Origin of the sequence: Staphylococcus epidermidis, assembly GCF_006742205.1 — a bacterium.
Taxonomy (GTDB): domain Bacteria; phylum Bacillota; class Bacilli; order Staphylococcales; family Staphylococcaceae; genus Staphylococcus; species Staphylococcus epidermidis.
The window spans coordinates 430,544-443,445 of record NZ_AP019721.1 but is presented as its reverse complement, the minus strand read 5'-3'; the positions used below and the strand labels follow the sequence as shown (position 1 = coordinate 443,445).

15 protein-coding genes are annotated in these 12,902 nt (G+C 31.9%); 2 read left to right on the top strand and 13 right to left on the bottom strand.

The window, feature by feature from the left end; all coding sequences use genetic code 11:
- Nucleotides 1-76: 76 nt before the first annotated feature.
- The 8 genes from rbsK to pgsB all read right to left on the bottom strand — a co-directional run bounded on the left by rbsK (nt 77) and on the right by pgsB (nt 7,083).
- Nucleotides 77-1,000, bottom strand: a complete 924-nt coding sequence (gene rbsK, locus FNL83_RS02060; RefSeq protein ID WP_002467716.1) for a ribokinase — start codon at nt 998-1,000, stop codon at nt 77-79.
- A gap of 53 nt (nt 1,001-1,053) precedes the next feature.
- The gene (gene rbsD, locus FNL83_RS02055; protein WP_002469069.1) at nt 1,054-1,458 is read right to left on the bottom strand and encodes a D-ribose pyranase; all 405 of its coding nucleotides are present in this window, start codon (nt 1,456-1,458) and stop codon (nt 1,054-1,056) included.
- A 21-nt stretch (nt 1,459-1,479) separates the two neighbouring features.
- A complete protein-coding gene (gene rbsU / locus FNL83_RS02050; protein WP_002447102.1) occupies nt 1,480-2,361 on the bottom strand; it encodes a ribose/proton symporter RbsU in 882 nt (293 codons plus the stop codon).
- A gap of 255 nt (nt 2,362-2,616) precedes the next feature.
- Complete coding sequence (locus FNL83_RS02045) at nt 2,617-4,221, bottom strand: gamma-glutamyltransferase (protein WP_001832324.1); 1,605 nt, start codon at nt 4,219-4,221, stop codon at nt 2,617-2,619.
- A 2-nt stretch (nt 4,222-4,223) separates the two neighbouring features.
- A complete protein-coding gene (locus tag FNL83_RS02040) occupies nt 4,224-4,385 on the bottom strand; it encodes a hypothetical protein (RefSeq protein WP_002469060.1) in 162 nt (53 codons plus the stop codon).
- On the bottom strand, nt 4,375-5,448 hold the full coding sequence (locus tag FNL83_RS02035; protein WP_002467717.1) for a CapA family protein: 1,074 nt from the start codon (nt 5,446-5,448) through the stop codon (nt 4,375-4,377). The genes FNL83_RS02040 and FNL83_RS02035 overlap by 11 nt, the downstream gene beginning before the upstream one ends.
- A gap of 23 nt (nt 5,449-5,471) precedes the next feature.
- On the bottom strand, nt 5,472-5,924 hold the full coding sequence (gene pgsC, locus FNL83_RS02030) for a poly-gamma-glutamate biosynthesis protein PgsC (RefSeq protein ID WP_001832320.1): 453 nt from the start codon (nt 5,922-5,924) through the stop codon (nt 5,472-5,474).
- A gap of 1 nt (nt 5,925) precedes the next feature.
- Complete coding sequence (gene pgsB / locus FNL83_RS02025; protein ID WP_002467727.1) at nt 5,926-7,083, bottom strand: poly-gamma-glutamate synthase PgsB; 1,158 nt, start codon at nt 7,081-7,083, stop codon at nt 5,926-5,928.
- A 447-nt stretch (nt 7,084-7,530) separates the two neighbouring features.
- On the opposite strand from pgsB, the gene FNL83_RS02020 reads away from it, so the two are divergent.
- On the top strand, nt 7,531-7,848 hold the full coding sequence (locus tag FNL83_RS02020) for a hypothetical protein (RefSeq protein ID WP_002467724.1): 318 nt from the start codon (nt 7,531-7,533) through the stop codon (nt 7,846-7,848).
- Between the two features lie 71 nt (nt 7,849-7,919).
- On the opposite strand, the gene FNL83_RS02015 is transcribed toward FNL83_RS02020, so the two are convergent.
- The 3 genes from FNL83_RS02015 to FNL83_RS02005 form a co-directional block, all read right to left on the bottom strand.
- Nucleotides 7,920-8,900: an alpha/beta hydrolase fold domain-containing protein gene (locus FNL83_RS02015; protein WP_002485371.1), complete on the bottom strand. Its 981-nt coding sequence runs from the start codon at nt 8,898-8,900 to the stop codon at nt 7,920-7,922.
- 82 nt (nt 8,901-8,982) lie between these two features.
- A complete protein-coding gene (locus FNL83_RS02010; RefSeq protein ID WP_001832362.1) occupies nt 8,983-9,831 on the bottom strand; it encodes a YitT family protein in 849 nt (282 codons plus the stop codon).
- 182 nt (nt 9,832-10,013) lie between these two features.
- Nucleotides 10,014-10,340: a thioredoxin family protein gene (locus FNL83_RS02005; RefSeq protein WP_002438113.1), complete on the bottom strand. Its 327-nt coding sequence runs from the start codon at nt 10,338-10,340 to the stop codon at nt 10,014-10,016.
- Between the two features lie 222 nt (nt 10,341-10,562).
- On the opposite strand from FNL83_RS02005, the gene FNL83_RS02000 reads away from it, so the two are divergent.
- Nucleotides 10,563-11,615, top strand: coding sequence for a zinc-dependent alcohol dehydrogenase family protein (locus FNL83_RS02000; protein WP_002456033.1), 1,053 nt, complete (start codon nt 10,563-10,565; stop codon nt 11,613-11,615).
- Between the two features lie 64 nt (nt 11,616-11,679).
- Here the strand turns inward: FNL83_RS02000 and FNL83_RS01995 are convergent, their stop codons facing one another.
- Nucleotides 11,680-12,447 (bottom strand): CPBP family intramembrane glutamic endopeptidase, encoded by a 768-nt coding sequence (locus FNL83_RS01995; protein WP_001832343.1) that lies wholly within the window; start codon nt 12,445-12,447, stop codon nt 11,680-11,682.
- A 61-nt stretch (nt 12,448-12,508) separates the two neighbouring features.
- Nucleotides 12,509-12,889 carry a PTS beta-glucoside transporter gene (locus FNL83_RS01990; RefSeq protein WP_002438111.1) on the bottom strand — a complete coding sequence of 127 codons (381 nt, stop codon included), beginning with the start codon at nt 12,887-12,889 and terminating at the stop codon, nt 12,509-12,511.
- Nucleotides 12,890-12,902 lie beyond the last annotated feature (13 nt).

Here is a 12,902-nt window from a genome sequence, read left to right as displayed (position 1 = left end):
TATAAAATTTAGAGATTCCCTCTTTATAAGTGAGGAAAGTCTGCGACATTATTCCATGTCACAGACTCTTATTTCATTAATTATATTCTGCCTCTACTTCTTTACGTGTTGGTATAGAAGCTTGTGCTCCTTTTCGTTGTACCGTTAGAGACGACGCTTGATTTGCAAGTCGAATAGCCGATTCTATATTACTCAAATCTTTATTTAACTCACTTAAAAAAGCACCTATAAATGTATCTCCTGCTGCTGTCGTATCTATTGCTTTTACATTACACGCAGGAATCATTTTGTATTGTTCTTGATATGCACAATACGTGCCTTGCTCCCCTAAAGTAATTAATACTGCAGATATACCTAAATCGAGAAAATATGTTGCTGTTTCTTTCATATCACTTTCATTATTGATTGAAATACCTGTTAATAATTCTGCTTCCGTTTCGTTTGGAATAATTATATCAGTTAACTCTAAAAGTGACTTAGGCAATTCAATTGCCGGTGCAGGATTTAATACAGTAGTGATATTTTGTTTACGAGCAATTTTAAATGCTTGTTCTATCGCCTCAAATGGAACTTCAAGCTGCGCTACAACAAAGTCTGCACCAATAAACGCATCCGCACTCATCTCAACATCAGTTGCACTTAATGTCATATTCGCACCACCGTAAACAAGAATCGTATTTTGTCCTGCTTCATCAACAGTGATAAATGCTTGCCCAGTTTCTTCACTTTCTGAAGTTAAAATATATTGTGTATGAATACCTGCTTTTTTGAAATCTTCCAATATAAAGTTGGCATTGCCATCTTTACCAACTTTACTGATAAATGTTGTATCTGCTGCTAATCTACTAGCTGCTATGGCTTGATTGGCTCCCTTGCCCCCACCAAACTCCTTTTGAGCTTGATTAATATGTAATGTCTCACCGGGTTTTGGAAACCTTTTAACATTAAGAAATTTATCTACATTTGTTGATCCAATTACAATCACTTTATTTTTATTCATTTCAACTTCACCTACTTTATCTTTTTAAAAGCACAATCACATGACTATTAAGCTTAAAAAGTCACATTAGATTCTAGGATAATGTTAGAAAAAGGAGTGATTTCACCAGTACGTATATTCCCTTTATTTAAAGGAGATTTTAACATTTCTTTCATCTCAGAATGCGCAATAAATTTAATTTCTACATCATCATTGATTAATTTCTTAATTGCTTTTAATTGCTGTGCATTCGCAGTTTTAATTTCTTCTGCTAAATATACTTTTTGTATTTCCATTTCAGTTAACACTGTCTCCAACACATCAATGAAACGTGGCAATGACTTAGTCACTGCTAAATCTATACGTTTGTCATCATTAGGTATAGGCATACCCGCATCATTAATCGTTAATAAATCATAGTGACCTAGTGTGGAGATTGCGCTTGAAATGTGACTATTTAATACTGCTGTTTTCTTCATCTTATTCGTCCCTTCTTAATATTATTTAATAAACACTGTAATTGATGCTGCAACTAAAATAAGAACTAATCCCACAATTGTAATCATTAATTCTTTTGATGTTTTTTTCTGATTTAAGAAAAAAATGCCTGTTAGCGTTGCTAATACTACAGATGTTTGAGATAGAACAAATCCTGTTGCTAAACCATTCATATTAGGTTGTGCTGAAATTAAATAAGTTAAAGCAGCAAACGCAAAGAAAAATCCGGATATTATTTGTTGCCAACTTACTTTCTCTTTAAAAGCATTACCTTTAGACATATTCATCAACGCATAGATGACAGCCACAATGACCATCCCTATAGCTTGAGGTAAAAAAGCTTTAAATCCACCAATATCTGTTGCTTGAGGTGCAGCAGAATATATCCAATAGCCAATTTCACCTACAAGTAATAAGAGCACTGCACTTCGTAGATTTTTACTATATTCTTGTTGTTTTGTTTCAGTCCATACAGTCATACGTGCACCTATAAGAATTACGAGTAAAGCTAGAAATCCAATGATTTTGTTTGTTATACCGGGCCAGTTGCCAAGCGCAAAAACGCCCCATAAAGATGCACCAAGTAATTGAAATGCAGTAGTAATTGGCATCGCTCTTGATGAACCTACTAATTCGAACGCTTTAAAAGTAATAATTTGACCAAATGCCCATCCTGCACCTGATATGAGCGAAAATACTAATGCCATACCTCCTGGTAAACCTATACCTTTAAATAGTGCTAGAACAATTGCGAAGATCAAAGTACCAACAGTAGCACCAAAGATTTGATTGACTGGACGTCCACCAAACTTAGAAGCGATAGTTGGAAATAATCCCCAGCCTAATAGTGGCCCTAATCCGATTAAAATAGCTATAAAGTCCATAAGACACCTCTATATATTTCATTTTTATATGTAATTCTTCCACTCAATCATCATACTACTTCTTTCATTCATTGTATACGCTTACACTCTTTGTCAAAAAATTGTCTTAAATTATATTCATATTTAAGTTATTTTTATCGTTAAACTTGAAAACAAATAAATATGTATATAAAATTTATAATTTAATACACACAAAAAAGCACCTTAAATGTTTTCATTACTCATTTAAGGTGCTTATTAAATTAAGTATTTATTTTAACGGTTACCTACATCATGACCGACATCTACAGTATTTTTATCTTTATCATAAACAGCACCTTGGACACTGCCAAAGTTTGGATCATTATGCTTTTCTTCAACACCATAACCAAGACTTTTAAAGATATTTATATCTTCATCAGTCATAGCATTTTCGTAAAATATCGTGCCGCCGTCATTATAAAATCTTGGTTTATTAATAGATTCTTGTAATGAACCATCACTGTTTAAATAATCGACAATCACTTCATTAAGAATTGTTGGAATCTTGTTCCCACCTGGTGTACCAATACCCATATAGAAATTAGGGCCAACAATTACTGACGGAGAAATAAATGATCTAGGCGCCTTGTGAGGTTCACCATGATTAGGACTTGATTTATCCTTACTAAAGTCGCCTAAAGAGTTATTCATATAGAAGCCCTCTTTCATATAGTCTCCTGTCCCAAAGTAACTGGATAGTGTATTAGTCGTACTTGCTAACTTACCATTCTTATCAATAACTACAAAATGGGTTGTACTTGTATTATCCGTTCTAATTTGATCAAAATCACTGCCATTATCTGTGTTTTCACCAATATTAACTTTGTTAAGTTCACCAAGTAAATAATCATCAGTCAGATGTTGTTCATTACTAGGCTCATTACCATTAACAATGTCTCTATTCTTATACATAACATCACGTGATTTAATCATTGCTGTGATAAAATTATTGCGATCCATATTGTCTACATTTTCTTTTTCATCAATTTTCAATCCTTGAAGCATTAATGTGCCTCCTAAAGGATTAGGTGCTGAATACACTTGATTATTCTTATAATCAGTACTTACCGCTTCTTTTTCTTCTGTTTTAAATTCTTTGAAATCTCTTTCAGTTAATTTATTATCTAATTGTTTTGAAACACTTTTACCAATATCTTCATAGAAGTAATCAGGACCTTTATCTTTGATTTTAGTTAATGTATTAGCGAGTTTATCTTGTTTTACAATATCTCCTTCGCGAACACTTTTATTTCCTTTATAGAATGGTGAGTTGTGATCAATATCACGACCATATAATTTCAAACTTCTTTCTAGTTCTGAATCTACCTCAAAACCATCTTTAGCAAGCGGAATAACGTAATCTAAAATCTTTTTCTCATCCATTTTTCCTTCTTTCGCGTGCATATCATGTAATCCTCTCACGAAGCCAGGAACTCCAATTTTGTCGCCTTCTTTATATTCATATGAGGACATTGTTTTATATTCATAAGCTTTAGGCGTTTCATTCTCTTTACCATTATATGTAAGTGTCGCACCGCCACCTCCTAGTCCTGATGAATGAGGTTCTGTCACTGCTAGTGCATAAGAAACACCTATTGCCGCATCAACCGCATTTCCACCATCTTCAATAATCTTATTTCCGACTTTCGTAGCTATTTTATTATTAGATGCGACACCATAATTTTTAGGTTTACCTGCTTGTTTATGATTTGTAATTTTGTTTTCATACAATTTATCTTTGTCCACTTTTTTCTCTGTTGTATAAAAATAAAAGAGGAACGAAATGATAATTGTTATAACTAAAATGACAGATAATGTCACTTTATTATATATATTCATAATTAGCTTGCCCCTTTTGAAAGATATTGCTGTTCACCATTATTTAATTCATGTTGCTCATAATTATCTAAACCTTCATTTGCCCTAGCGAAAGTAACTAATAAAAAGATAACAACTACAAGAATGACTACAACAATTTGTAACCAATGCTTTTTAATATTCAAAAGTATAACCTCCATTTTGATCAGATTTTAAATCAATTGATTTATCTTTAATGTTATTTTTGAATCGAATATGATCCATTTTATTCATATTATCTTTAGAGATTTTTCCATCTTTTGATTGAATTGGTGTGATATGGAACTGATTATGCGAACCTTTCCAGTCTTGTTGTACAATCATTCCTTTCTGATTTTTTGATAAGAAGTTATCAGACGTTGTGTTACCTAAACTATAAAAAATAGGCGTTCGCTTATAATTTTCAACTTTTTGAATAACTGTATTATGACCAATAATGACATCTGCACCAGCATTCGCTAACGCATGTGCATATTCTTTTTGACGTGTAGTCACATTTCGTTCATTAGGTATCCCCCAATCTACATTGACTACGACGTAATCATTATTTTCCTTTAATTTTTTTATTAAAGGATAAAATATATCTGGATCTAAACTAATTGACGTCGTGTTTTTTAAAGAGTTAGTATAGTTAGATTCGATATCGGTAAATGAAACATTAGCTATTTTTTTACCTTTAATGTCTTGTTGTACAGTTTTACTATTAATTGGATTTGAACCATTACCTGTTAAAAAATTATAACCTGCTTGGGAATCTATTTTTCTCATCATTGCTGTCGCTTGAATATTATCCATAGATTCGTTGATTAAGTTAACACTTTTAACATTATGCTTGCGTAGAAACATGATATTTTCAATATTTTTATTTATGTTATCTTTTTGATTTCGTGAAAAATCATTTACTATTAATGAACCTGTTGAAAAATCACTATGATCTAAAGTATCTTGAATACCTTTAAAAACATCATTCAAGTTAGTTTGTCGAATATGTTTATTTAAAGTGACGTTACCTAAATAGGTGATACGAATGCTATCTTTGTCTCTCGTATCACTTTTTACAGGTTCTACTTGTATTGATTTAACAGCAAATATGAGTAGAACTAACGCTACTAAAAGTACAATTGCCGTGTAAAGTGTATTTTTCCTTTTATGTCTTTTAGATTGTTTAAGCAACCACTCACTAGGCGATAAACGTTTTTTCTTTGTCATTAGTACGCGCTCCTTGTTCGTGATTAATTAATAAAACTATATAAAAATAAGATGATATATGTAATACATGTTAATAACATTGTTGTAGAAAGTGTAATGACTACACCTTGTTTTTGAATTGTATTCGCAATAATACCAGGAATGACAACACCTATACCTGAAACTTCAACCATTTCAAATGGGGTCAATGGGTACAAGAGATCAAATATAAATTTAATCACCATTCCTGTCAGTATCATGGCAGCGAATTTTCTTCTACCATATAAAATAACCCACTTACTAATACCGTTGCTTACGATAAAATAAGTTAAGCAACTAATGATTAATACTGATAACAACATGATCGGTTGATCAAAAATCAAAGCTAAATAACCTGGAACGACTAACCCTGCTGGATTAATCCCAAATTTCTCAGCAAATATCAAACTGAGTACGACACCTACGAATAAGGAGAAATATAATTCTGAACCTATCATTTTATTCTATCCCTTCTATGAATTCCGCTATTCTACCACCCGGGCCGTGGATGTTTCCTACACAAAATACAAGTGCATTCTCAGCTTCATGTAGAATACCTTTTTCAATCTCTACAAAGTCTCGTCCTTCATAATTGATATATGTTTTTTCTGGCATTGTTTCCATAAACTGTGTCACCATTTGTGTACTTTTTCCTGTACAAATGAGAACATCGTAATCGACTTCACCTAAAAAGTTATCAACAAACAGTTGTGTTCTATCAACCCTATCTGAACGACAATTGAGAATGATTATTTTCTTATCGTATGGATAATTATATGATTCCACTTTATTCAAAATCGCTTTTGTAGACTGCGGTTCATTAGCAGCGAATGCATTAACAAATACATTTTTTGTGCGATTTGCATGGAAATATTTAATTCTAACAGCACCTGGATCGGCTGGTGCATTTAACATACCTTGTAATGCAGTTTCTTCATCTACACCAACTGCTTGCGCTATTCCTAACACAATAGCTACATTATCAGGAAATACTAAATAATCGAACTTCCGTAAATATGATTCTGGTATGACGTCTTTATCTACAACAATGAGTTCTGAATTACGCTTTTTAGCTTCCTTTGCAAAGAAACTAGTATAGTTATCTTTCATTACAACTAATTTCCCGTTATATGGAATTGTTGCAGTAAAAGCTTGCGCTACATCTTTAAGTGTCGGTCCTAAGACATCCATATGGTCTTCCATCACATTAACAATTACACCGATATTTGCTTTTACTAAATCATTTTGAAAGGTAATTTGATAATCTGGATTTACAGCCATACACTCATTAACTAGGGCATTTGCTTTTTGTTTAACCACCTTACGAATAATATCTCGTTGTTCTCCAATGTTGGCGCCTTGTGGTTTTCTGATTACTGGATATTCCTTTTCAGTAAACCAATAAAGCATTCGTGCATCTGTTCCTGTTGTCTTACCAATAACTCTATACTTATCCTCACGTAGAACACTGTAAGCCATCCGAGTAATCGTAGATTTCCCACGAATTCCATTTATGTTAATACGTAATGGAATTTTTTCAAGTCGATTTGCATGACGCTTCTTCTCTTTAATTCCTAGCCAGAGAATAAGCGCAACACACGCTATAATGAGTAACAATCTGCTTTACCTCTCTTTTCTTATGTATGTAAATCATGATACTTATAAATCTTTTTAATATTAAATTGTAAATTTTAAAGATAGTTAAATAACCTTAAATCATCAAATATAAATAAATTAACCATTTGTTAATTTAATATTCTACATATTTAAGACATCTACTATAAATGGCTTAATCTTTTGCTAGTAGTAGACTATCACTTCGATATTGATTCAGTTTTAAAAACTTTAAATCAATGTTATGTTAACGTAAATTTATGTAAATTCATACCATAATAACAATTTTTTGTGAATACAAATTAAATTTCACAGAATTAAATTACGCTAATCACAATAATTATAGCTTATCATAGTTGGGTCATAATAAATTTACTTATAATTTACATTAGATTAAAACAACGATGTTACATTATATATGAAAGATATTACGACTTTAGGAGGAGAGGTATGGAGAAGTCAGTTAAACTTGCTGTTGGCATCTATCTAGCAATTATTTTAATTATTTGTAGTATTTACCTCGCATTTATACTTATTGGAAGTTTAAGTGGTAAAGACATGAGTAATTCTGTTCTAGATACTGATCACTCTCGTATCAACAATACTTCAAGAAACAGTAACGAAGATGTTACGTCATCAAATAATGAGTCAAACAATACAAAAGCACACTCATTTTCAAACTCTGAATATAAAGCTGTAAATATAAACGAAGCATATAAAAATAATAAACATATTAAAAAAGCGAATTCGAGTTATCAATACTATTGATAACAAGAGTTCGCTTTATTTTTGGGAATACATAATTATAACTTTTCATTAAGTATCCGCATCTCATTTGATTATAACTCTTTTGTGACAATGATTTTTTTTAGCTGTTCTAAAAAGCGTTGGCGTTCTGGGATAGGGAATAAGGGATAAATATGAAATAAATTGTAACCTGGGATAAACTGATGCTTTATTCCTTTATCATTTAACATGTGAGAGAACTTAACTGCATCAGGATATAATGTTTCTTTGGTTCCTACAGTAAGTGTAATATGTCCTAGGCCTTCTAAATCACCATTCATTGGAGACATCTTATAGTCATCTAGTGGTGCATCACCAGCCCATAACTCTACAAGATATTTACTGCCATCAATTCCAAGCATTGGATCTTCTTTTTCATATTTTCTTGCTTCTGGATTCTTAAATGTCGCATCAAGCACCGGTGAAATAAGAACAATATGGCCAGGTTGACTCAGTTGCTCTTTTTTTAACATTTGTGCAAAAGCTAATGCAATTTGTCCCCCGGCTGAATCTCCAATGATGACCAAGTTTTCAGGTTCATCAATTTTAGTCAGTAATCGCTTATATATTTTTGTTAATAATTCAAATGTCGTACGATAATCTCTGTGTGGTATTTTAGGATATACGGGCATAATCACCCTAGCATCGAGCGCATCAACGAGTAAGTCTAAATATTCAAAATGATTTTCCAAAGGATCTTGGAACCATGCGCCTCCATGTACATATAAGACCGTGCGTTGATCTGGAAGACCATGATCATTAACAACATAGACTAAAGAACCATAATAATCTCTTATTTGAACTTTATGCTTAAATTCATATGTTGTTCCATTATATTTACCTGCAGTTTGATATTTAGTCTCATTCAAAGCTTTTTTCGCGTCATCTATACTTTCAAATGTCTTTTTCATTCCTGATATTCTAATCATTTTCTCTTGTAAAAAACTTTTATAACTACGCTTTTCTTTCACTTTTGCGAATAAAACTGTACCAAATAATGTCGAACCTAGTATAGTAGCAATCTTTTTAAACATGAATGTGCCAACCTCCTCAATCTATAACCATTTTAAACCATCAGCGTCTAAACATTGAGTAATTGGCTCAATTTATTAAATCTTATTTAATATTAATAAATCCATTACCTAAGACATCACGCACATCATGAATCACTAAAAAGGCATTTTCATCATATTGATTAACAATCTTTTTTATTGCTCCAACTTGATTTTGGGATACCACGGCATATAGAACTTCTGTATCACTTTTTTGGTAAGCACCTTTACCACTTAATAAGGTTGCCCCTCTTCCAGTCATTTCATATATATCAGCACTGATTTCTTTATTATATTTTGAAATAACTGTCACAGCTTTTTTAGGATTAAATCCTTCAACAACAAAAGACATTGATTTTTCAACAATAAATAGCATCACAATAGTATATAATACATTCGTTATAGGTAAAACAACGATAAATGATAACACGATGATTGCATCTAATATAAGTAGTGCTTGTGACGTCTTCATCTCACTATATTTTGAAATGATACGTGCAATGACAGATGTACCACCCAATGTACTATGAGCAGTAATTACTAACCCAGAACCGATTCCCAACATTAAACCTGCAAAAATTGAATTAATAAAATTATCATGAATACCTAATCCGAATGTGTGAGTTAAATCAAGAAAAATTGAACTTGCGGTGATTGTTATAGCAGTGTAAATCGCTGTCGTTCTACTGAGAAATTTCCAACCTACAATAATTAATATTGCGTTAATGATGAAGGAACTGAGTGCGGGTGAAATACCTAGAGTATAATTCAGAATTAATGAAAGGCCTATAGAACCACCCTCACCTAAATTGCCCGGTATAACAAAACTATTTACTGCGATTGCAATAAGTAATGTCCCTATAAGGCATAAAGATATATTAATCATATGGACTTTATTTTGTTGCTTCTTCATTTTGGCCTCCTTCATCTATTGACTGTTTAATTTAAAATATACGAGATTAATCATAACACGAATGAAGATACAGCCCAATGATTAAAAATACAAAAAAATAAATGCCTGTGAAATCTACCGAATTAATTTCCCAGGCATTTTTAAATTTGCTATTTGATTTTCAATTATTATTTTAGAATAGCTTAATCGATGGCATTTTGCATCATATACAATTGTTTTTCAAACGATTGCATATCGATAAAACGTGCTTGTCTATGCATTTCTTTCCCTTTCAAAAAAATTAAATCAACAGGTACTGTAAAAATAGAAAGTTCTCCGGCAATCTCTTCAACATTAGATTGATTAATCACACCTAATTGTGCTTTCGGATAGTCCTTTAGTAAATCTTGAATTTGGGGTAATACTGCATGACATACTGTACAATTATCTCTCATAATATGAACAACAGCTAAAGCGTGTGCATTTATAAATCGGTAAAAATCTTCAATATTTTGTATATTCTCATACATGATATACACCTACTATCTTTCAAAGACTTAACTCAATCATAAATGATTTAAGTGTAAATGAACAATGTATCGCACTTCACTATTTTAAATACTCTATTTAATTTCATAAAAAACTGAACACACTGAGTAAAATGTATTTTTTCACAAAAATTATATATATCCATTCAAAAAACGTGGTATAATTATTGCGAAAAATTTCACATAATGAATGGAGGTATTGATATGAAAGCTTATGAATACTTAAAACCTGGTCATGCACAACTTACGGATAAAGAGAAGCCAACCATTACGAGCAGTACTGACGCTATTATTCGCATAGTTAAGACGACAATATGTGGTACAGATCTTCATATCATAAAAGGAGATACACCTGAAGTTAAATCACATACGACACTAGGTCACGAAGGTATTGGAATCATTGAAGAAATTGGTGACAACGTTAACAACTTCAAAGTTGGAGATAAAGTGATTATCTCTTGCATTTCATCATGTGGCAAATGCTACTATTGCAAAAAAGGTATCTATGCACATTGTGAAAACGGAGGAGGATGGATATTAGGACATTTAGTGAATGGTACTCAAGCAGAATATGTTAAAGTTCCTTTTGCAGATAATTCTTTATATCACGCCCCTTCAAATTTAAAAGAAGACGCCCTTGTAATGTTATCAGATATACTTCCAACAGGTTATGAAATTGGTGTTTTAAAAGGTAAAGTTAAACCTGGCTGTACAGTAGCCATTGTAGGTGCTGGTCCTGTAGGTTTAGCAGCATTACTTACAGCACAATTCTATTCACCTTCAAAAATTATTATGATTGATTTAGATGATAATAGATTAGAAACCGCTAAAGAAATAGGTGCTACGCATTTAATTAACTCTAAAGAGACTGAAACCGCAATTAAAAAGGTAAAATCGTTAAATCCACGTGGTGTTGATGTTGCTATTGAAGCTGTCGGAATTCCACAAACCTTTGATTTATGTCAAAATTTAATTGGTGTCGATGGTACGATTGCTAATGTTGGTGTGCATGGGTTACCTGTACAACTTGATATAGATAAATTATGGATTAAAAATATTAACGTAACTACTGGTTTAGTTTCAGGAAATACAACTGAAGAATTACTTGAAGCGTTAAAAAGCAAAATAATACAACCAGAACAACTCGTGACACATTATAGTAAACTGAGTGAAATCGAAAGTGCCTATGATTTATTTAGAAATGCAACAGATCATAAAGCGATTAAATTAATCATAGAGAATGATATCACAATTTAACATATAAAATTGACCTGATTAAAAGATAAATCTACTTTTAATCAGGTCTTTATTGTTATGTTTACTATCTAAAATATAGCCATAAATAACCAACAAATACCGGTAATGTTGAAACAGAATTATTCAACATGTGAACCATCATACTATCTTTGATATTACGTCTTCTGTTATAGGCAAGGTATAATACACAACCCATTAGAAAATAAATTGCATATGAAAATATATTTGTTGATAAATGTTGTGAACTAAAAATAATAGAAGATATAATGAATGGTAGCCAAAATCGATATTTCATAAATAATGTTTCTTTAAAAATTCCTCGGAAGAGTAATTCCTCTAAATACGGACCTATAATACATATCATTAAAACAACAGTTGCAACAATTGAAATATGTGGTAAATGGTCTTTTTGTAAAAGTAAATCTAAACTTTCATTGATTTCTTTCTCATTCGCTGTAGTATCGTTGCCAGTAAATATGACCATTAATACACTACTTAGAATACTAAAAACCATTGATAATACCAGAAAACCAATATTAATAAAGATATCTTTTCCCCTCATTGATTGATATTGTCTTTCATATGTATGACTCAAATAATAATTCCTAACTAACCATATGATTAATAGTGCTGTACCAGTTATTAGCATACTTAATGCGATGGATGTTAACTTACTGAATTTCACTGAAAAAGGTAAAGCTATTAGTGACACGCCAATAGGTATTTGAATTAATAAAATCATTCCGATGAATATCAAAATATTAATTATTTTATTACCTTTAGGTTTTTCGTTAGAAGATTGATTTTGTTTCAAGTCATCCATGATTACCATCTTTCCTTTCTCTTTAAAATGATATGTCCAATATCAACATTGCCTATAATTATCACGCTTGTCAACTTTGTAAAATTCCCCTTATTAAAATGAACGCTAAACTAGGATAGAATTCATTGTCCCCTGTCTTCTCCCCAACCCCAACTTGCTTTGTCCGTGGAATTTCTTCGAAAATTCTCTCTGTTGGGGCCCCAACCCCAACTTGCTTTGTCCGTGGAATTTCTTCGGAAATTCTCTCTGTTGGGGCCTCAACCCCAACTTGCTTTGTCCATGGTATTTCTTCAGAAATTCTCTGTGTTGGGGCCCCAACCCCAACTTGCTTTGTCCATGGTATTACTTCGGAAATTCTCTGTGTTGGACTCATCTCATAAGAATCTGTATATACATAAAGAAAGTCTGGGACATAATATATCCTTGTCCCAGACTTATTTGTTTTAGCCATTAAGTTATTCTTA